The organism is Bacteroides sp. 41_26, assembly GCF_949740115.1.
Lineage (GTDB): Bacteria > Bacteroidota > Bacteroidia > Bacteroidales > Bacteroidaceae > Bacteroides > Bacteroides nordii.
The window spans coordinates 38,317-59,918 of the sequence record NZ_CATJGZ010000064.1; the positions used below are offsets into that span (position 1 = coordinate 38,317).

The 21,602-nt window shown below is 43.6% G+C and carries 14 protein-coding genes; 10 read left to right on the top strand and 4 right to left on the bottom strand.

What is annotated here, in order from left to right; all coding sequences use genetic code 11:
- The first annotated feature begins 178 nt into the window (after positions 1-178).
- The 4 genes from QX565_RS08070 (at position 179) to QX565_RS08085 (ending at position 8,561) form a co-directional block, all read left to right on the top strand.
- On the top strand, positions 179-1,918 hold the full coding sequence (locus QX565_RS08070) for a thiamine pyrophosphate-dependent enzyme (protein ID WP_289292366.1): 1,740 nt from the start codon (positions 179-181) through the stop codon (positions 1,916-1,918).
- Between the two features lie 264 nt (positions 1,919-2,182).
- On the top strand, positions 2,183-3,073 hold the full coding sequence (locus QX565_RS08075) for a YitT family protein (protein ID WP_221650777.1): 891 nt from the start codon (positions 2,183-2,185) through the stop codon (positions 3,071-3,073).
- Between the two features lie 800 nt (positions 3,074-3,873).
- Positions 3,874-6,993, top strand: coding sequence for a SusC/RagA family TonB-linked outer membrane protein (locus QX565_RS08080; RefSeq protein WP_221650776.1), 3,120 nt, complete (start codon positions 3,874-3,876; stop codon positions 6,991-6,993).
- Between the two features lie 20 nt (positions 6,994-7,013).
- Positions 7,014-8,561: a RagB/SusD family nutrient uptake outer membrane protein gene (locus QX565_RS08085; protein WP_221650775.1), complete on the top strand. Its 1,548-nt coding sequence runs from the start codon at positions 7,014-7,016 to the stop codon at positions 8,559-8,561.
- Between the two features lie 125 nt (positions 8,562-8,686).
- Here QX565_RS08085 and groL read toward each other — a convergent pair whose 3' ends face one another.
- Both groL and QX565_RS08095 read right to left on the bottom strand, forming a co-directional pair.
- Positions 8,687-10,324 carry a chaperonin GroEL gene (gene groL / locus QX565_RS08090; protein WP_221650774.1) on the bottom strand — a complete coding sequence of 546 codons (1,638 nt, stop codon included), beginning with the start codon at positions 10,322-10,324 and terminating at the stop codon, positions 8,687-8,689.
- 41 nt (positions 10,325-10,365) lie between these two features.
- A complete protein-coding gene (locus QX565_RS08095) occupies positions 10,366-10,638 on the bottom strand; it encodes a co-chaperone GroES (protein WP_002560908.1) in 273 nt (90 codons plus the stop codon).
- Between the two features lie 345 nt (positions 10,639-10,983).
- On the opposite strand from QX565_RS08095, the gene QX565_RS08100 reads away from it, so the two are divergent.
- The gene (locus tag QX565_RS08100) at positions 10,984-12,234 is read left to right on the top strand and encodes a DcaP family trimeric outer membrane transporter (protein WP_289292369.1); all 1,251 of its coding nucleotides are present in this window, start codon (positions 10,984-10,986) and stop codon (positions 12,232-12,234) included.
- 18 nt (positions 12,235-12,252) lie between these two features.
- Positions 12,253-14,097 (top strand): heparinase II/III domain-containing protein, encoded by a 1,845-nt coding sequence (locus QX565_RS08105; RefSeq protein WP_289292370.1) that lies wholly within the window; start codon positions 12,253-12,255, stop codon positions 14,095-14,097.
- Between the two features lie 154 nt (positions 14,098-14,251).
- Here QX565_RS08105 and QX565_RS08110 read toward each other — a convergent pair whose 3' ends face one another.
- The gene (locus QX565_RS08110) at positions 14,252-14,407 is read right to left on the bottom strand and encodes a hypothetical protein (protein ID WP_289292372.1); all 156 of its coding nucleotides are present in this window, start codon (positions 14,405-14,407) and stop codon (positions 14,252-14,254) included.
- Between the two features lie 205 nt (positions 14,408-14,612).
- Here QX565_RS08110 and QX565_RS08115 point away from each other — a divergent pair, with 205 nt between their 5' ends.
- From QX565_RS08115 to hydF, 4 genes are all read left to right on the top strand, one after another.
- Entirely contained in the window at positions 14,613-16,079 is a 1,467-nt protein-coding gene (locus QX565_RS08115) for a monomeric [FeFe] hydrogenase (RefSeq protein WP_289292375.1), read from the top strand.
- Positions 16,063-17,115, top strand: a complete 1,053-nt coding sequence (gene hydE / locus QX565_RS08120) for a [FeFe] hydrogenase H-cluster radical SAM maturase HydE (RefSeq protein WP_321028725.1) — start codon at positions 16,063-16,065, stop codon at positions 17,113-17,115. The genes QX565_RS08115 and hydE overlap by 17 nt, the downstream gene beginning before the upstream one ends.
- Positions 17,116-17,139: 24 nt before the next feature.
- Complete coding sequence (gene hydG / locus QX565_RS08125; protein ID WP_289292377.1) at positions 17,140-18,558, top strand: [FeFe] hydrogenase H-cluster radical SAM maturase HydG; 1,419 nt, start codon at positions 17,140-17,142, stop codon at positions 18,556-18,558.
- Between the two features lie 138 nt (positions 18,559-18,696).
- Positions 18,697-19,872 (top strand): [FeFe] hydrogenase H-cluster maturation GTPase HydF, encoded by a 1,176-nt coding sequence (hydF, locus tag QX565_RS08130; protein ID WP_289292379.1) that lies wholly within the window; start codon positions 18,697-18,699, stop codon positions 19,870-19,872.
- 125 nt (positions 19,873-19,997) lie between these two features.
- Here the strand turns inward: hydF and hisS are convergent, their stop codons facing one another.
- The gene (hisS, locus tag QX565_RS08135) at positions 19,998-21,362 is read right to left on the bottom strand and encodes a histidine--tRNA ligase (RefSeq protein WP_289292381.1); all 1,365 of its coding nucleotides are present in this window, start codon (positions 21,360-21,362) and stop codon (positions 19,998-20,000) included.
- Positions 21,363-21,602 lie beyond the last annotated feature (240 nt).

Below are 21,602 nucleotides of genomic sequence, written 5' to 3' on the forward strand. Positions count from 1 at the left end.
TCAGCACAAATATAGTTATTGCAAGAGTATTAAAAATCCATTACACAAGGCATTTTTAACACAAATATCATCTTATAGTACAATACATTACTGTCATTAGTATACGTTAAACGTACAACCTTTTTCCATTACAATATGTTATTTCATTATTACATTAACCTATAACTGAATAACAAATATGGCAAAGAAGGTAGCAAATCAACTTGTAGAGACATTGATTGAAGCAGGTGTTAAGCGTATTTACGCAGTCACAGGCGATAGCTTAAACGAAGTAAATGAAGCCGTAAGGCAAAACGAAGAAATGAAATGGATACATGTCCGCCACGAAGAAACAGGTGCTTATGCAGCCGGTGCAGAAGCACAACTAACCGGACTACCAGGATGTTGTGCTGGAAGTAGTGGTCCCGGACATGTTCATCTGATAAACGGACTTTATGATGCTCAACGCTCAGGTGCACCGGTTCTGGCTATTGCCTCCACTATTCCTACCGGAGAATTCGGAACAGAATATTTTCAGGAAACAAATACAATCAAATTGTTCAGCGATTGCAGTTATTACAATGAAGTGGCAACAACTCCTCAACAATTCCCCCGTATGTTGCAATCCGCTCTACAAACCGCAACTACCCGCAAAGGAGTTTCCGTAATAGGGCTCCCAGGTGACCTGGCAAAAAAATCGGCAGTTAATGTAGATTCTTCCGTTCATATTTATCCAAAAGATTCTTCGGTTTGTCCTGCAGAAGAAGACTTAATACAACTGGCAGCAATGCTGAATCACTACAAACGTATCACATTATTTTGCGGTATTGGTTGCAGAGGGGCTCACGACGAAGTTATCCAATTATCCGAAAGGCTCAATGCCCCGGTTGCCTATACCTTTAAAGGAAAAATGGAAGTACAATATGATAATCCTTATGAAGTGGGTATGACCGGACTTTTAGGAATGCCTTCGGGTTACTACAGCATGCATGAAGCAGAAGTACTAGTTATGTTAGGAACAGATTTCCCCTATTCTACTTTCTTGCCCGATGATATAAAAATAGCTCAGATAGATATAAAAGCTGAAAGGTTGGGACGCCGTGCCAAAGTAGACATCGGTTTATGCGGAGACGTAAAATCGACACTACAAGCACTTCTGCCGATGTTACAACAGAAAAAGGACGACTCATTCCTGTTAAAGCAACTGAAACGTTATGAAGGTGTGAAAAAAGACCTGATTGCTTACACCGAAGACAGAGGAAAAGAAAATCTGATTCACCCGGAGTACGTCATGTCCGAAATAGACAAGTTAGCTTCTGATGATGCCATCTTCACCGTCGATACGGGAATGACCTGCGTATGGGGTGCCCGCTATTTACAAGCAACAGAGAGACGCCATATGCTCGGTTCTTTCAATCACGGTTCAATGGCAAACGCATTGCCACAAGCCATCGGTGCAGCACTGGCTCGCCCCGACCAGCAAGTTATTGCACTCTGTGGTGACGGAGGATTGTCCATGACACTCGGCGACTTGGAAACCGTTGTACAATATAAGCTTCCGATAAAAATCATCGTATTCAATAATCGCTCCTTAGGCATGGTGAAGCTCGAAATGGAAGTAGACGGATTGCCGGACTGGCAAACCAACATGCTCAATCCGGATTTTGCACAAGTAGCAGAAGCAATGGGAATGACCGGATTTAATGTATCAGATCCTGACAAGGTGCTCACTACCCTATACAATGCCTTCGAAATAGACGGTCCTGTTCTGGTTAATATCATGACTGATCCGAATGCGCTGGCTATGCCTCCTAAAATTGAAATAGGACAAATGGTAGGTTTTGCACAATCCATGTACAAACTATTGATTAACGGACGCTCACAAGAGGTAATTGATACAATCAATTCAAATTACAAACACATAAGAGAAGTATTTTAGAGAATCTTCTTTCAGAAAAAAGATCAGTAACAATAATATGCAGGTTTACAATAAAAAAGCAAACCTAAAGTTATAATTGGAAGAGTGTGCACCTTTACATTACAAAGGTGTGCACTCTTATTATGTAGGGATGTACAGACTGTTAAAATACAATAAAGTCAATTATTCATATAAAGGGTTATCACATAGCAGTGTGTCCTTATAGCACATACAATAAAGAAACGGATAAAAAACAAATTACGGACAAATACAAAGGCTATATTAATGAAAACAATACTATCAAAACCCTCAGGACAGACTGTAACCAGAGAAGCAAGAGACTACCTTATGATAGCTTTAGGAATGATTCTCTACGGAATCGGCTGGACCCTTTTTTTACTTCCCAATGATATCACTACCGGAGGAGTACCCGGTATCGCCTCCATCGTCTACTTTGCTACCGGATTTCCGGTACAATATACATACTTTGCCATCAATGCAATTTTATTAATGCTGTCTCTCAAAGTATTGGGATTCAAATTTAGCCTGAAAACGATATTCGGTGTACTGACACTCACCCTTTTCCTTTCACTCATTCAAAAAGTAACAGCAGGAGTAACTCTGTTGCACGATCAACCCTTCATGGCTTGCGTGCTGGGCGCTTCCTTCTGTGGCAGTGGTATTGGCATTGCCTTTTCTGCTAACGGAAGTACCGGAGGAACCGATATTATTGCTGCCGTTATCAATAAATACCGGGACATCACATTGGGAAGAGTTATGCTCATCTGTGACCTCATCATTATCTCATCCAGCTACTTTATCCTGAAGGACTGGGAAAAAGTCGTTTATGGATATGTAACCCTCTATGTTTGCAGTTTTGTGCTGGATCAGGTGGTAAACAGTGCACGACAATCTGTTCAGTTCTTTATTATCTCCACCAAATACGAAGAGATAGGAAGACAAATCAACGAATATCCACATCGTGGGGTAACTATAATCAATGCTACCGGCTTTTATACAGGAAAAGAACAAAAGATGATGTTTATTCTGGCCAAAAAGAGAGAATCAACCATCATATTCCGAATCATCAAGGACATTGATCCAAACGCTTTTGTCTCACAAAGTGCCGTTATCGGAGTCTATGGAGAAGGATTCGATCATATAAAAGTAAAATAACTACTGATCCACTCCCCCCATAAATATCTGTCATTTCATCAAAAATTAGAATAAGAATCGTCTCAAAGCTCTTCCTGAACATACTAAGCAATGGTCGTAACCTGATTTTGTTGAATGAATACAAAATCAGATCATCACATTTATTATCTTCAGCTACATTGAAAATAATGGCAGTCTAACCTCCCCGTTTGCTTTATAAACGTTCTGAATAACAAACGAATGAATTACTGATACACAAAACATTAATAGCTACAATAAAATAGAACAATCTAAGAGCCTGTTTAAATTTTCCTCTTAAAAGACTATACATTAGATTTAATAATAGAAGATGTTTTGAGCGAAGCTAATGCTGAGCAAAATTTAAACAGGCTCTAACTCTGTATTCAATAAATCTCAAATAACATCTTCCAACAATTCTGCTTTTATCTTAAATATCACAAACTAGCATAAAATCAAAGAAAAACAGCTTTTTCATTTCTTCATGCTCTGAAATACATTAATAAAACGCCAATAAATATACAAAAATAGAAGATATTCAGACTTCCTGCTAATAAAAACCTTCAGACTTTATTAATTATTATTATATATATTATATCTTTGCACCGCTTTCACTATAATTAATATTAATAATCTGTTTAGAAATAAATGATTTGCACACAGAGAAACAATATAACAGGAGAATCAACAATACTACAGGATAAAAATACTCCCTACCTCTGCGGTCAATAAAATAAATTTCAAACAGATACTAAACTTTATATTTCTTTTTTATTATTAATCCTAAAACAACATTACTAATTATGAGAATCTATTTACGCTTTCTGACAGCGTTCTTGCTCATTTGTTCAGTAGGAATACTCCATGCTGAAACACTGAGAGATTTACACGTAACAGGTATTGCAACAGCAGATGGAGAACCCATGCCAGGAGTTTCTGTCTTATTGAAAGGTACCACCACCGGAACTATTACCGATATTGACGGTAAGTACTCTATTCAGGTTCCTTCTAACGGAACATTGGTTTTTAGTTTTGTAGGAATGAAAACAATTGAAATCGCAGTCAACAACAAACAAGTAATCAATGTGGCATTAGAGAGTGATAGCAAAGAACTGGATGAGGTAATGGTTGTAGCCTATGCAACCGCCAAGAAATACAGTTTTACAGGTGCTGCAGCCACTGTAAAAGGAGAAGACATCGCTAAACTGCAAACATCCAGTATATCAAAGGCATTAGAGGGTACAGTAGCCGGATTGCAGGCCAGTGCAACCAGTGGACAGCCCGGTACTGATGCCGATATCCGTATCCGTGGTATTGGTTCTATCAATGCATCAAGTTCTCCGCTATATGTAGTAGACGGAGTTCCTTACGACGGTAGTATTAATGCCATTAATCCTGAAGACATTGCATCTATGACCGTATTGAAAGATGCTGCATCTGCTGCTCTGTATGGTTCGCGTGGTGCCAATGGTGTCATCATTATTACTACCAAACAAGGTAAAACAGACTCAAAAACAAGCGTAAATCTTAAAGCTACGTTCGGAGGCTCCAACCGGGCTATCAGAGACTATGACAGGGTAGGTACAAATGATTATTTTGAGCTGTATTGGGAAGCAATGCGCAATCAATATGCCAAAGACAAAAAGAACTATCCAACACCTGAGGCAGCAGCTGCCGCAGCCTCTGCCAACTTAGTAAAAAGACTGATGAACAGTGGTCCTAACCCTTACGGAACCAACTATCCTCAGCCGGTAGGCACAGATGGAAAACTGCTGGCAGGAGCAACTCCGTTATGGGATTTCGACTGGCAGGATGCTATGGAACAACAGGCTCTGCGCACAGAAATAGGTTTAAATGCTTCCGGCGGCAGCAAAACAAATCAGTATTATTTTTCAGCAGGCTACCTGAATGATAAGGGTATTGCTTTAGAGTCAGGTTATGAACGCTTTAATCTCCGCACCAATGTCACCAGTGAGATGACTAAATGGTTAAAAGGAGGTGCTAACATCAGTTTTGCCCACTCTAAACAAAACTATCCCACATCATCTGATACTAAAACAAGTAATGTTATCAATGCAGGACGTACAATGCCCAACTTCTACCCTATCTATAAAGTGAAAGCAGACGGTTCTTTTGATACAGAAGATGGCGAACTGGTTCCGGATTTCGGTTCATACCGTGCAAACAATGCGAACTGGAATTTGCCGGCCACACTGCCTTTAGACAAATCAGAACGTATGAGAGATGAAGTTTCAGCCCGTACATTCTTAGAAGTGACATTCATTGAAGGACTAAAGTTTAAGACAAGTTTCAACTTTGACCTGATCAATTTCAATTCATTGGACTACACAAATCCTAAGATTGGTCCTGCAGTTAATACAGGAGGTGGCTCCAGTAGGGAAAATGACCGTACACTTTCATGGACCTGGAATAATATTATCTCATACGACAAGAAAATAGGCGATCATCACTTCAACATCCTCGCAGGACAAGAAGCATACTCCTATCGTTATGACGAATTAACAGCCTCACGTTCTAAAATGGCTATTCCTGATTATCCGGAATTGGTTGTAGGCTCACAGGTGACAGGAGGTTCAGGATACCGTATTGACTATTCTTTAGTAGGATATCTGATGAATGCTCAGTATGATTATAAAGACAGGTATTATCTGAGTGGCTCTTACCGTCGCGATGGTTCTTCACGTTTTGCTCCGGAGACACGTTGGGGTAACTTCTGGTCGGTAGGTGGTTCCTGGAGAATAAACCGTGAAGCCTTTATGCAAGGTACTGAGAACTGGCTGTCTGCATTGACGTTGAAAGCAAGCTATGGTGCACAAGGAAACGATAATTTAGGTTCGTATTATGCAAGTAGCGGTCTATATACCATCATTTCGAACAACAACGAAAGCGGATTGGTAACCGACCGTCTGGCTACTCCTAATCTGAAATGGGAAACCAACTTAAATTTCAATGTCGGTATCGACTTCTCTTTGTGGAACAACCGTCTATCGGGTTCTTTCGACTTCTTCCAACGTAAATCCAAAGATTTGTTATACTCACGTCCTTTAGCTTCTTCACTCGGATACACCTCCGTTGACGAAAATGTGGGAGCACTGAAAAATACAGGTTTCGAAATTGATCTGAAAGGTACAATCATCGACGTGAAAGACTTTAAATGGAATTTGGGATTAAACTTAACCCATTACAAGAATAAAGTAACGGAATTGCCTTTGAAAGATATGCCTCAGGGCAGTTTTACAAAACTGCAGGAAGGACGTTCTGTCTATGATTTCTATCTCAAAGAATGGGCAGGAGTCAATCCTGACAATGGAGAACCATTGTGGTATATGAATCAGAAAGACGAAAACGGCCATACAATCAAAGTTACTACCAATGATTATAGCAAAGCTAATTATTACTTTGTCAACAAATCGTCCTTGCCCAAAGTATATGGTGGTTTCAATACTTCATTCTCCTATAAAGGAATTGAATTATCAGCCATGTTCTCTTATAGCATTGGCGGATATGTTTACGACCGTGATAAAATAATGATTCTTCACTCAGGTTCTGCCGCCGGACGCTCCTGGTCAACAGAAATGTTAGATCGCTGGACTCCTGAAAACAGATATACAGATGTTCCCGCCCTTAGCACAACAAGCAACCAGTGGACCAGTACATCTACGCGATTCCTGTACAACAACTCATATTTACGTCTAAAGAATGTGATGTTATCTTATTCGCTTCCTCAGTCATTAATAAGAAGAATAAGTTTGAGTAACCTTCAGATCTTTGTTCAGGGAGATAATTTATTAACCCTAAGCGGACATCAGGGATTAGACCCGGAACAAGGTATAACAGGAGTTACTTATTACAGATATCCTGCTATGAGATCGATAACAGGTGGTATTAATGTTTCATTCTAATCAGCATTCAACAATTTAATATGAAAAAATTAATAAAGAATACAGCTATACTTGCTACAGGTTTACTGATGGTAACCGGATGTAGCGGTGATTTCCTTGATCATACTCCAACAGATTCCGTTGATTCGGGTCTGGCTCCTACTCCCGAAAATGCCGAACGTATATTCATCGGTGCATGGTATAACTTAATGGAATACGGAACGACTTATGCAAACATTGGTTATCGTGCTTTATCTTTAGCAGATGATATGATGGGTAGTGATGTTGTTTTACGTACTGCCAACACATACGGATTTAGTGCGACTTACAAATTAAATGAGGTTTCTATTCCAACTGCAGGGAGAGCCAGTTTTGCATGGACTACATTCTATAAGACCATAGACAACTGCAATTCTGTAATCTCCATCAAAGGAGATACAGAAGATGAAGACTTCCGGTATGCACAAGGACAAGCACTTGCTTTGCGTGCTTTCTGTTATCTGCATCTTGTGCAACATTATCAGTTCACGTACCTGAAAGATAAAAGTGCGCCTTGTGTTCCGCTGTACACAGAACCTACTACATCAAAAACAGAACCTAAAGGCAGAGCTACCGTAGAAGAGATATACACACAAATCTTTAAGGATCTCGAACAGGCGAAAACTGATTTGGACGGTTTTACTCCATCTACAGCACAGGAAAAGTACAAACCCAATGTAAGTGTAGTCAACGGATTATTGGCACGTGCTTATTTACTGACAGGCCAATATGAAGAAGCGGCGAAAGCAGCAAAAGCGGCTCAGGAAGGATATCCATTAATGAAAGATGCTGCTACCTATAAAGGTTTCAATGATATAAGTAATTCAGAATGGATATGGGGACATCCTCAATCTACGACTCAGTCCGATCCCAGCTACAACTTCTACTATGTAGATGTAGAGGAACCCGACTCATATAATAGCTTTATGGCAGATCCTCATTTCTATAATCTGTTCTCCAAGAATGATATCCGTAGAGAACTATTCAAATGGATGAGAGAAGGATATATGGGATATTGTAAATTCCGTATCCGCGCCGACCAGACTGGTGACATTGTTGTCATGCGTTCTGCCGAAATGTATCTGATTGAAGCCGAAGCTATGGCCAGAGACAATGCAACATCCATTACAGATGCTGTGGCTCCGCTCAACACATTGCGAAACGCAAGAGGATTGACTGATTATGATGTAACAGGAAAAAACAAACAAGACCTCGTTGAGGAAATTTTAGTAGAACGCCGTCGCGAACTATGGGGAGAAGGATTCAGCATGACTGACATCTTAAGAACTCAAAAACCCCTGGAACGCGAAATGCTGACTAAAGAAGAAATGGCTCAGATAGAAGGTATCAAGATTATCACCGGTGACAAGCCGGAAGATACTAAATACCTGATAGATTGCTGGCAGGAAGATGGCACGTATGAAGAGAACGAACCAATCGGACACTACGAAGTGGCATTCCCTGATGGAACAGAATTTACTCCCAACAGTTCATACTATCTATATGCGATTCCGGAGAGTGAAACCAACGCCAATCCCAATATCCCTTAAATTTATATTCTGTTTCTTCCGGAAGTCTGTAATGACTTTCCGGAAGAAACAGAGCTTACCTGATAAAACTAAAAAGCCGCTCCAGATTATCTGAAGCGGCTTCTCTTTTTAATCATGGGATGATATTACATCATTCCACCCATTCCTCCCATTCCGGGAGCGCCCATAGGCATTTCGGGTTTATCTTCTTTCTTTTCTACAATTACACATTCAGTAGTCAGGAACATACCAGCGATAGAAGCTGCGTTTTCCAAAGCTACACGAGCTACCTTAGCAGGATCTACTACACCGGCAGCATGCAGGTTTTCGAAAACATCCATACGGGCATTGTAACCGAAGTCACCTTTTCCTTCACGAACTTTCTGAACGACTACAGCACCTTCTTTACCAGCATTAGCTACAATCTGACGAAGCGGTTCTTCAATAGCACGCTTAATGATTTCAACACCGGTTGTTTCATCGGCATTGTCACCTTTCATACCTTCCAGCACATCAATAGCACGGATGTAAGCTACGCCACCACCCGGGATGATACCTTCTTCGATAGCAGCACGAGTTGCACGAAGTGCATCGTCTACACGGTCTTTCTTCTCTTTCATCTCTACTTCAGAAGCAGCACCAACATAAAGAACAGCCACACCACCTGACAATTTAGCCAGACGTTCCTGCAGTTTCTCGCGGTCGTAATCTGATTTAGTAGCAGCAATCTGTGCTTTAATCTGATCGCAACGTTCTTTGATATTTTCTTTTGCGCCAGCACCGTTTACGATGGTTGTATTATCTTTAGAAACAGTCACTTTGTCAGCAGTACCCAACATTTCGAGAGTAGCCTGTTCCAGTTTCAAACCTTTCTCTTCGCTGATCACCACACCACCTGTCAGGATAGCAATGTCTTCCAGCATCTCTTTACGACGATCACCGAAGCCCGGAGCTTTCACAGCACAAATCTTCAACTGAGAACGCAGACGGTTCACAACCAAAGTAGTCAGTGCTTCGCTATCCACATCTTCTGCAATCACCAACAGAGGACGACCTGTCTGTACAGCCGGTTCAAGGATAGGCAAGAAATCTTTCAGGTTAGAGATCTTCTTGTCATATATAAGGATGTAAGGTTTCTCCATCTCACATTCCATTTTCTCTGTGTTAGTCACAAAGTAAGCTGACAGATAACCACGATCGAATTGCATACCTTCTACTACACCAATAGTAGTATCGGTACCTTTAGCCTCTTCGATAGTGATCACACCATCTTTGGAAACTTTACGCATGGCATCAGCAATCAATTTACCGATAACCGGGTCATTGTTGGCAGAAACAGTAGCAACCTGTTCAATCTTGTCATAGTTGTCACCTACTTTTTCAGCCTGGTTCTTAATAGACTCAACCACTTTGGCAACAGCCTTATCCATACCACGTTTGATATCCATCGGGCTTGCACCGGCAGTTACATTCTTCAAGCCTTCGGCTACGATAGCCTGAGCAAGAACAGTTGCAGTTGTTGTACCGTCACCGGCATCATCACCTGTTTTAGAAGCAACTTCCTTAACCAGCTGTGCACCTGTATTCTGGTATGCATCTGCCAGTTCTATTTCTTTAGCCACTGTTACACCATCTTTAGTGATGTGAGGAGCGCCAAACTTCTTTTCAATAATTACGTTACGTCCTTTCGGGCCAAGTGTTACTTTTACTGCATTTGCCAAAGCATCGACACCTTTTTTCAATTGGTCACGGGCATCGATATTGAATAATATTTCTTTTGCCATAAGTCTATATCAATTATAAATTATTAATTTTCAATTATGAATTATCCCAAAACAGCGAGAACATCACTCTGACGCATGATAAGGTATTTTGCACCTTCCACTTCAAGTTCTGTTCCGGCATACTTACCATAAAGAACGGTGTCACCTACCTTTAATACCATCTCTTCGTCCTTTGTACCGTGACCTACTGCCACAACTTCACCTTTCAAAGGTTTTTCTTTTGCTGTATCAGGAATAATGATACCGCCAATTGTTTTTTCTTCTGCAGGTGCAGGGAGTATAAGCACTCTGTCTGCTAATGGTTTAATGTTCATAGTTACTTTTTTGTTTTATATGTTATACATAATTATATTATTCGTCATCCTTTTGGAAGGACGAAAAACAAATTGCGAAAACTGTGCCAAAGCGAAAAGATATTGGAAAGATGTTGGTTTGGCAGACAAAGACTGACAAAATGACAAGAGAGGGCAAAATAAAATACATCCGTTATTATCTTTGTGTACCATAAATTTGCGATAATCTGCGTTTCTATGATACTATCATTTAATTAGAATACAATACTTATTACAGAATATACTGTATAGTTTCTAACTACTTACTACTAAATTCCAACTACTTTTTTCTACCTTTGCACGTCATTTTACGCAAACATTTTACTTATGAAAAAGAATCTACTACTTACAGTATGCCTTCTGGCAGCAATAAACGGATCGGCCCAGAAGAAAGATTTCAGTTATAAATTTTATGGTCAGATCCGTACAGACCTTTATTATAATAGCCGTGCCAATCAGGAAACAGTAGACGGGCTATTCTACATGTATCCGCTCGACGAAAGACTGGATGCAAATGGTAAAGACCTGAATGCGACTGCTAATGGAAGTTTTTATACCTTATACACCCGGCTTGGAGTGGATGTGACCGGTCCGAAACTCGGAAAAGCCAAAACATCAGCCAAAGTAGAAGTAGACTTCAGAGGTTCAGGAACAAGCTATTCCACTGTTCGCCTGAGACACGCCTATCTGAATCTGGACTGGGGGAAATCTGCTCTATTATTGGGACAGACCTGGCATCCCCTGTTTGGTGATGTCTCTCCACAAATATTGAATTTATCGGTAGGAGCCCCTTTTCAGCCCTTCAGCCGTGCTCCGCAGATACGCTATCAATTCAAGAACAAGAACATGCAACTGACCGCAGCAGCTATCTGGCAGTCACAATATCTGTCGGTAGGACCGAATAATGTAAAGAGCCAGAATTATATTAAAAACAGTTGCGTACCGGAGATTTATGCCGGTATAGACTATAAAGCCAAGAACTGGCTGGCAGGCGTGGGCATTGAACTGTTATCTATCAAGCCAAGAACGGAAGCGACAGTACCCGTTGGTTCTGGTAACGATTCTCAAGAGGTGATATCCCATACTTATAAAGTGGACGAACGCCTCACTACCCTCTCCTACGAAGCACATGTGAGATACACCAATAAAGACTGGTTCATTGCAGCCAAAAGTGTACTTGGCAGTAACCTGACACAAACTTCGATGTTGGGCGGTTACGGTGTTAAGTCCACCAATCAATGGACAGGTGAACAGGAGTATGCTTCTATTCTGAATTCCAGCTCATGGCTTAACGTAGTGTACGGTCAGAAGTGGAAACCGGGTATCTTCTTAGGATATACCAAAAATTTAGGAACAGGTGATGCCGTCACCAAACTTTACGGTACAGGAACCGATGTTGACCAGGTAGTAATGGCAGGAGCCGAACTTACTTACAATGTAGCCCACTGGAAATTCGGACTCGAATATACATTAAGTTCTGCCTGGTACGGTTCAATGGATGCCTCTAACGGAAAAATAAAAGATACCCATTCCGTCTGCAACAACCGTATTGTAGGAGTTGCCATGTTTATGTTTTAATACTAATTTATCCCGGCCATGAATAACAAAGTACTTGTTCTTATTTACACTTGTCTGTGCCTGTGCATAGGAAGTGCAACACACCTTAAAGCGCAAACGTTCAATTACAGTCAGCTGCAAGAGCATCCCCGCTTATTACTGAAACAAGGCGAAGAACAACGTATTCACAAAAGCCTCAGCGAAAGCGTCGAACTACAACGGGTGTATAATTACATGCTGGATGAATCCGACAAATTACTCATCCGACCCACACTGATCTATAAGAAAGAGGGACGCCGCCTTTTAGCTGTATCCCGCGAAGCGCTAAGACGTATTTTCTACCTTTCGTTCGTCTACCGAATGACGAATGATGAAAAATACCGGTTACGTGCCGAGCAGGAGATGATTGCCGTTTGCTCTTTCCAGGACTGGAATCCCTCTCACTTTCTGGATACGGGAGAGATGACGTTGGCTGTCTCTTTAGGTTACGACTGGCTTTATGATAAATTGCAGCCCGAAACAAAGAAACTGATTAAAGAATCGATTCTGAATAAAGGTTTTGCCCCATCCAAAGACCGCCAATACAACTCTTTCCTACGGACAGAGAATAACTGGAACCAGGTTTGTAACGCCGGTATGGTATACGGAGCACTCGCTATTATGGAGGATCATCGGGAAGAAGCAATCGAAATCATCGAACGGGCTATGTCTACCATCGGTATTTCGGTGAAAGGATATGCGCCGGACGGCAACTATCCGGAAGGATACAACTACTGGGGATACGGAACCACCTTTAATGTTTTCCTGATTGCTGCACTGGAATCTGCCTTAGGTTCCGATGGCGGATTGTGCAAGGTGGAAGGTTTCATGGAGTCCGCCCGCTATATGGAATATATGGCAGGAACTACCGGACTTGCCTTTAACTTCAGCGATGCACGCGAAACCATCCAGGCTTTACCGGCTACCTTCTGGTTCGCTGCCCGCCAGAAAGATCCTTCTTTGCTATGGAATGAGAAGATATTCTTATCACGTGCAGATACTCATTTCACAGCCGAAGAGACCCGTTTTCTGCCCATTATACTCATTTACGGTTCTCTTATTGACATGAAGGAAGTTACTCCCCCGACTGCAAAAATATGGGTAGGACATGGTAAAACTCCGGTAGCACTGGTACACACTTCCTGGAAAGAAGGTGAAGGATGTTATGTGGGTATCAAAGGCGGGACTGCCTCTACCAGCCATGCACATATGGATGCAGGCTCTTTTGTGTTCGAAGCTTTGGGAGTACGCTGGGCACAGGATTTGGGTATGCAGGAATATTATTCGCTGGAGAAAGAGAATGTACGTTTGTGGGATAGCAACCAGAACGGACAGCGCTGGGATATCTTCCGCTATAACAATTTTGTGCACAACACACTAACCGTAAACGGTAAGAAACACAATGTAACAGGTTTTGCCCCTATCACGAAAACCTATACGAAAGATGACAAGTTGGGAGCTACGGTAGACTTAACTTCGCTGTTTGAAGGCGATTTGAAAAAGGCTACGAGAGAGGTGGTTCTTATCAAGGAGAGTTATCTACAAATAACAGACCGGGTACAGGCGGCTGCAAACCCTGCCTCTGTCCGTTGGACACTGGTCACTTCCGCCACTCCAAAAATTTTGGACCCGCATACGATAGAGTTGACCAAAGAAGGTAAAAAGTTACATCTGATTATCGATAGTCCGGCCTCCGCTTCCTTCTCCATAGCCGATAATACACCGGTACAAAGTTATGATTCACCCAATCCCGGTTCGGTTCGTATTTTCTTTGATGCAGGGCTGAAAGCAGGACAAAAGGAAACATTAAAAGTACGGTGTATCCCGCACGGGGAAGTTCGGTAGGCGGTGGTTTATTGAAACGCAGATTATCGCAAAGGAAAACAAAAATAAGAGAAAGAATAACCGAATTTTAATCTGCGATAATCTGCGTCCATCCGCGTTTCATCAGAGATTTAAAACTCTGTGTTCTTTGTGCCCTCTGTGGTGAAACATATTATCAGAACAGGCTCTGCGCTATCTCCTGAGCATGGTATTTCTTCGTAGTGCCCATAAGCGAACTACCTATGTAAAACAAAAACATCAGGCTTGCAATCGTCATCAATGTACTAATCATGGCAAAGCGGCTTCTTTGTATCCATTCATTCTTATTCATATCAGTTACCTCCTCATTATGGATTAATCCGGTAAAACATTCATGCTACAAAAGTAAAGTCCGGGTTTTACAATACGCTTACAAACCGGTAACATTTCCATTTTCAATGCCCCGCAGTACATATTACAATCATCTTTAACGAATATTAGTTTTTCAGCAAACAGTTCACTATCTTTGCAGCCCCTAACAACCCTAAAAAAACATTATGGCATTTACTAACAACGTTATGATCGTTCGCCACAAACTGCTGGCGAACCTCGTAAGACTCTGGAAGAAAGATGAATTAATTGACAAAATTGACCGGCTTCCCATTGAGCTTAGTCCCAAAAAATCGAAACCTCTGGGCCGTTGCTGCGTCCATAAGGAACGCGCTGTGTGGAAATACAAATGTCTCCCCTTGATGGGACTTGACATGACAGACGAGCATGACGAACTGACTAACCTTTCGGAATATGCCCGGCAAGCACTGGAAAGAGAAGAATGTACCAAAGAAAACATCTTCTGCGTGATAGACGAAGCCTGTTCGTCTTGCGTACAGATCAACTATGAGATAACCAATCTGTGCCGTGGATGCGTGGCACGCAGTTGCTACATGAACTGTCCTAAAGATGCGATCCGCTTCAAGAAAAACGGGCAGGCGATGATTGACCACGACACTTGCGTCAGTTGCGGTATCTGCCATAGAAGCTGCCCGTATCATGCCATCGTTTACATCCCTGTCCCCTGCGAAGAAGCCTGTCCGGTGAAAGCCATCAGCAAAGACGCAAACGGTATTGAACACATCAACGAAGACAAATGTATCTATTGCGGAAAGTGTATGAACGCATGTCCGTTCGGTGCAATCTTTGAAGTATCGCAGGCTTTTGATATCCTGCAACGCATCCGTAAAGGAGAGAAAATGGTAGCCATCGTAGCACCTTCCATCCTCGGACAGTTTAAGACAAGTATAGAACATGTATACGGTGCCTTCCGCGAAATAGGTTTCGCAGATGTGATAGAGGTGGCACAAGGTGCCATGGATACCACCAGCAACGAAGCCCACGAGTTACTGGAAAAACTGGAAGAAGGCCAGGCTTTTATGACCACTTCTTGCTGCCCGTCTTACATCGAACTGGTAGAGAAGCACATCCCGGAACTGAAACCGTATGTATCTACAACCGGATCGCCTATGTACTACGCTGCACGTATTGCGAAAGCAAAACATCCGGATGCCCGGATCGTATTCGTTGGCCCTTGTGTAGCCAAGCGCAAAGAGATACGCCGGGACGAAGCTGTGGACTTTATCCTTACATTTGAGGAGATAGGTTCCATTCTCGACGGAATGGACATTCAGCTGGAACAGACACAGCCGTTCTCTTTGGTATATACCTCTGTCCGCGAAGCACACGGTTTTGCCCAGGCAGGCGGTGTGATGGGAGCTGTCAAAGCCTATCTGAAAGAAGAAGCTGATAAAATAAACGCGCTTCAGGTATCGGACATCAATAAGAAAAACATAGCACTGCTGCGTGCTTGCGCCAAAACGGGCAAGGCAGCAGGACAGTTCATCGAAGTTATGGCCTGCGAAGGAGGATGTATCACCGGACCAAGCACACACAACGATATTGTTTCCGGCCGCCGACAGTTAGTACAGGATTTGCTCAAACGAAAAGAAACCTATGAAAATAGGAGTTGACAGACTCAGACAAGAACATAGCCTCCCACCGGAAGGCTACAAAGCGCTTCTGACGTGCCGGGATGCAGACGTCCTTTCGTATCTGCACGCCCAGGCCCGTGAAGTGACGCTGGCAAATTTCGGAAACAACATCTACATCCGGGGGCTGATTGAAATAAGCAACTGCTGCCGGAACAACTGCTACTACTGTGGCATACGAAAAGGAAACATACAGGTGGAACGCTACCGGCTTAGCCGGGAAACGATTCTCGACTGTTGCCGACAGGGATATAAACTCGGATTCCGTACCTTTGTGCTGCAAGGAGGTGAAGATGCGGCACAATCTTCCGACTGGATCGAGGGGACTGTGGCGGCCATCAGAGGGGAATTTCCGGATTGTGCCATCACGCTGTCTTTGGGGGAGAAATCACGCGAAGAGTATGAACGCTTCTTCCGTGCCGGGGCCAATCGTTATTTGTTACGTCACGAAACCTACAATGAAGAACATTACCGCCAATTGCATCCGGCAGAAATGCGGCAGGATACCCGCCTGCAATGCCTGCAATGGCTAAAGGAGATAGGCTATCAGACGGGAACGGGCATCATGGTGGGAAGCCCCGGACAGACAACAGAACATCTCATTGAAGATATTCGGTTCATAGAGCGTTTCAGTCCGCAGATGATCGGTATCGGTCCCTTTATTCCACATCCCAATACCCCTTTTGCCGGGTCGCCTTCGGGAAGTGTAGAACAAACGTTACGACTGCTGTCTATCTTCCGGCTGATGCATCCGCAAGCACTTATCCCCGCGACAACGGCACTCGCCACCCTCGCCGCCGACGGACGCGAACGGGGAATATTGGCAGGAGCCAATGTAGTGATGCCCAACCTTTCTCCACAGGAAGTAAGGGGAAAGTACGAACTATATAACAAGTACTTTCCGCACGGGGAAGATCCCTTCGGAACGCTTCCCACACTAAAAGGATACACGGCAATTCCCGCACGCGGAGATGCAGTGCTTCCCACACGAGGAGGTTCGCCAGGCGATGAGTACTAAGAGATAATTAAAAAAAGAGAATGTATGTATAAGCTCAATTCACTGAAAGCAGAAGAGTTCATTGACCACCAGGAGGTTCTGGATACGCTGGAATATGCCCGTACCCACAAAAGCAACCGTGCCCTTATCGAGCAGCTCATCGAGAAAGCCGCCCAATGCAAAGGACTCACTCACCGCGAGGCAGCCTTGCTATTAGAGTGCGACCAGCCGGAACTGACAGACCGCATCCTCCACCTCGCTAAAGAAATCAAACAGAAGTTCTACGGCAACCGCATTGTTATGTTTGCACCGCTTTATCTCTCCAACTATTGCGTCAACGGTTGTACCTACTGCCCCTATCACCTGAAGAATAAAACCATTGCCCGCAAGAAGCTCACACAGGAAGAGATCCGCCGGGAAGTAATCGCCTTACAGGACATGGGGCACAAACGCCTTGCACTGGAAGCCGGAGAACATCCGCTTCTCAACCCGATTGAGTACATTCTTGAATCCATCGACACCATCTATAGCATCAAACACAGGAACGGGGCAATCCGCCGGGTAAACGTGAATATTGCAGCTACAACAGTAGAGAACTATACCCGACTGAGGGATGCAGGAATCGGCACTTATATCCTCTTTCAGGAAACCTATCACAAGGAAAATTACGAGCTCCTCCACCCCACCGGCCCCAAAAGTAACTATGCCTGGCATACCGAAGCAATGGACCGCGCCATGCAGGGAGGTATTGATGATGTAGGTATCGGAGTACTCTTCGGCCTGAATACATTCCGATATGACTTTGTCGGTCTGCTGATGCATGCAGAACACCTTGAAGCCACTTTCGGAGTAGGGCCACATACGATTAGCGTACCACGCATCTGTCCGGCGGACGATATTGATACAGCAGACTTTCCCAACTCCATATCGGATGAGATTTTCCGCCGCATCGTGGCAGTGATCCGCATTGCCGTGCCGTATACAGGGATGATCATTTCTACCCGCGAATCGCAGGAATCGCGCCGGCAAGTGCTTGATATCGGTATATCACAGATCAGCGGAGGTTCGCGAACCAGCGTAGGCGGTTATGCCGAACCGGAACCATTATCGGAAAACTCTGCTCAGTTTGACCTGAGCGATACACGTACGCTGGACGAAATTGTGGGCTGGCTACTCGATATGGGGTACATCCCCAGCTTCTGTACCGCCTGCTACCGGGCAGGCAGAACGGGCGACCGGTTCATGTCACTCGTCAAATCCGGGCAGATAGCTAATTGCTGCGCTCCGAATGCACTGGTTACCCTGAAAGAATATCTGGAAGATTACGCCTCACCCGCCACACGTGCCAAAGGAGAAGAACTGATCATACGGGAAGCCGGAAAAATCCCCAACCCGAAGATAAAAGAAATAGCCCTGAGAAACCTGAAAGAAATAGCTGGAGGGAAAAGGGACTTCCGTTTTTAATGGAAAGTTGAAAATTGAAAATTGAAAGTTACTATGCAGCGTGATAGCGTAGCCCATTTTCAATTTTCAACTTTCAATTTTCAACTAATTAAGCGCAGCCATTTTCAATTTTCAACTTTCAATTTTCAATTAAACAACATGACTCCCAATTCCAACCGCCTCCATATCGCCCTCTTCGGAAGGCGAAACAGTGGTAAATCTTCCCTTATCAATGCTTTGACGGGACAAGATGTAGCACTGGTTTCCGATACTCCGGGAACAACGACCGATCCTGTGCTCAAAGCAATGGAAATTCAGGACGTCGGCCCTTGCCTTTTTATCGACACTCCGGGATATGACGATGAAGGTGAGCTGGGCGAAATGCGGATGACCCGCACCCTGAAAGCAGCCGAAAAAACAGACATTGCTATCCTGCTCTGCCATCCGGATATGGACAAAGAGCTTCAATGGATACAACAGTTGAAAGAGAAGAATATCCCGGTAATCTTGCTGCTCAATAAAGCAGATATTCTGGAAGATGCAGCGTCCATAGCCTCAGCCATAGAGAATAAGACCGGAGAATCTCCCCTCATCGTCAGTGCAAACACCCGGCAAGGTATGGAAGACATTCGCCGGGCTATCATCCGGCGTCTACCCGAAGACTTCGATGCACAAAGCATCACAGGAAAGCTTGTTTCGGCAGGTGACCTCGTTTTACTTGTCATGCCGCAGGATATACAGGCACCGAAAGGGCGGCTCATTCTTCCACAGGCACAGACCCTGCGGGAACTGCTGGATAAGAAATGCATCGCCGTGAGTTGTACTACCGACCAGATGGAGGTTACTCTTCGGGCTCTCTCCCGCCCTCCAAAGTTGATAATTACCGACTCACAAGTCTTCAAAACCGTATATGAACGGAAACCGGCAGAAAGCAAACTGACTTCCTTCTCTGTGCTCTTTGCCGCTTATAAAGGAGATATCGGCTACTACACCGCCAGTGCAGCCACTATAGGTACGCTAAAAGAAACCTCCCGTGTACTGATAGCCGAAGCCTGTACGCACGCTCCCCTGTCGGAAGATATCGGCCGGGTGAAACTCCCTCGTATGCTCCGCCAGAAAATAGGCGAAGGATTGCAGATAGACATCGTATCGGGCAATGATTTCCCGGCCAATCTGGAGAAGTACGACCTTATCATCCAATGTGGCGCTTGTATGTTCAACCGGAAATATGTACTCAGCCGGATCGCACAGGCCAAAGAACAGAAAGTACCTATGACAAACTATGGAATAGCCATCGCCTGGCTAAGCGGAATACTTGACAAAATAGAATTCTGAAAAGCATAAAAAAACTCCCCGGTGCTGCGCCATTTACGCGGCACCGGGGAGGATATCTCTCGGCTCCGGGGAGGAGATGGTTCGGCTCCGGGGAGCAAAGTCCTCGGCTCCGGGGAGCGAAAAGCCTATTTCAAAAGGGTTTCAATCAGCTCTTCTGCCGAAACAAGGTGCTGTTCTCCCGTTTCCATATTTTTCAACATCGCTTTGCCTTCATTCATCTCATTCTCGCCTACAATAGCTACAAACGGGATGTTCTTCGCATTGGCATAGCTCATCTGTTTCTTCATCTTTGCAGCATCCGGAAAAATCTCTGCACGGATACCGGCCGCACGAGCCTTCGCCAGAATACCGATTGAAAAAGCTGCTTCTTTCTCTCCGAAATTAATAAAGAGCAATTGCGTACCATTTACAGCTTCTTTCGGATAAAGTTCCAGCTGATTGAGTACATCAAAGATACGGTCGGCACCGAAAGAGATACCTACCCCCGATACACCTGCCATACCGAATACACCTGTCAGATTATCGTAGCGTCCACCACCGGTAATGCTACCAATCTGTACATCCAGTGCTTTCACTTCAAAAATAGCTCCTGTATAATAATTCAAGCCGCGTGCCAGCGTAAGGTCTAATTCAATCTCATTCTTCAGCCCCATAGCTGTAAGCGTATTCAAGATAAACTCGCTCTCTTCTACTCCCTTGATTCCGATTTCGCTGTCGGCAAGTACGGTTTTCAAAGTAGCTAACTTCTCTGCATTCGTTCCGCTCAACAAGATAATAGGCTGCAACCTGGCAATCGCCTCTTCACTGATTCCTTTATCAGCTAACTCTCTGTTCACATTTTCCAGCCCGATCTTATCAAGCTTATCAATAGCCACCGTAATATCTACAATCTTGTCTGCTTCACCGATAATCTCGGCAATACCGGTCAGGATCTTACGGTTGTTGATCTTAATGCAGACACGGATACCAAAACGGGTGAACACCGTATCTACAATCTGCATCAGCTCTACTTCGTTCAGTAATGAATCACTACCTACCACATCGGCATCGCACTGATAAAACTCGCGGTAACGCCCTTTCTGAGGACGATCCGCACGCCACACGGGTTGAATCTGGTAACGCTTGAAAGGAAAAGTGATTTCATCACGGTGCATCACCACATAGCGGGCAAACGGAACTGTGAGGTCATAACGCAATCCTTTTTCACAAAACTTACTTGCCAGCTTTGCTGCATTACGGCTCAGTAATTCTTCATCAGTGATGCCGGAGAAGTAATCTCCCGAATTCTGTATCTTAAACAAAAGTTTATCGCCTTCATCGCCATACTTTCCCATCAGGGTAGAAAGCATTTCCATAGACGGAGTTTCTATCTGCTGGAATCCATAAAGATGATAAACATCGCGGATGGTATTGAATATGTAGTTACGCTTCGCCATCTCAACGGGCGAAAAATCACGTGTTCCTTTCGGTATACTTGGTTTTGCTGCCATAAATCTAACTGTTTTATTTATCGAACTGCAAAGTTATAGGAAATTATTGATTATTCATGGGAATCTGGGGTTAATCTCACTCGTATCTATATTTCACCACAGAGGACACAAAGGGCACGGAGTTTATTATCTATATAAAACGCAGATTAACGCAAAGGAAAACAAATATAAGACAAGGAATAACAATATCTTAATCTGCGATAACCTGTGTTAATCTGCGTTTCAATAAAATAAAACTCT

What these genes read in the sequence shown, in the direction of transcription:
- QX565_RS08070 (WP_289292366.1), top strand. Translation starts at nt 179, where the DNA reads ATGGCAAAGAAGGTAGCAAATCAACTTGTAGAGACATTGATTGAAGCA.
- QX565_RS08095 (WP_002560908.1), bottom strand. Translation starts at nt 10,638, where the DNA reads ATGAACATTAAACCATTAGCAGACAGAGTGCTTATACTCCCTGCACCT.
- hydF (WP_289292379.1), top strand. Translation starts at nt 18,697, where the DNA reads ATGACTCCCAATTCCAACCGCCTCCATATCGCCCTCTTCGGAAGGCGA.
- QX565_RS08085 (WP_221650775.1), top strand. Translation starts at nt 7,014, where the DNA reads ATGAAAAAATTAATAAAGAATACAGCTATACTTGCTACAGGTTTACTG.
- QX565_RS08110 (WP_289292372.1), bottom strand. Translation starts at nt 14,407, where the DNA reads ATGAATAAGAATGAATGGATACAAAGAAGCCGCTTTGCCATGATTAGT.
- QX565_RS08080 (WP_221650776.1), top strand. Translation starts at nt 3,874, where the DNA reads ATGAGAATCTATTTACGCTTTCTGACAGCGTTCTTGCTCATTTGTTCA.
- QX565_RS08075 (WP_221650777.1), top strand. Translation starts at nt 2,183, where the DNA reads ATGAAAACAATACTATCAAAACCCTCAGGACAGACTGTAACCAGAGAA.
- hisS (WP_289292381.1), bottom strand. Translation starts at nt 21,362, where the DNA reads ATGGCAGCAAAACCAAGTATACCGAAAGGAACACGTGATTTTTCGCCC.
- QX565_RS08100 (WP_289292369.1), top strand. Translation starts at nt 10,984, where the DNA reads ATGAAAAAGAATCTACTACTTACAGTATGCCTTCTGGCAGCAATAAAC.
- QX565_RS08105 (WP_289292370.1), top strand. Translation starts at nt 12,253, where the DNA reads ATGAATAACAAAGTACTTGTTCTTATTTACACTTGTCTGTGCCTGTGC.
- groL (WP_221650774.1), bottom strand. Translation starts at nt 10,324, where the DNA reads ATGGCAAAAGAAATATTATTCAATATCGATGCCCGTGACCAATTGAAA.
- QX565_RS08115 (WP_289292375.1), top strand. Translation starts at nt 14,613, where the DNA reads ATGGCATTTACTAACAACGTTATGATCGTTCGCCACAAACTGCTGGCG.
- hydG (WP_289292377.1), top strand. Translation starts at nt 17,140, where the DNA reads ATGTATAAGCTCAATTCACTGAAAGCAGAAGAGTTCATTGACCACCAG.
- hydE (WP_321028725.1), top strand. Translation starts at nt 16,063, where the DNA reads ATGAAAATAGGAGTTGACAGACTCAGACAAGAACATAGCCTCCCACCG.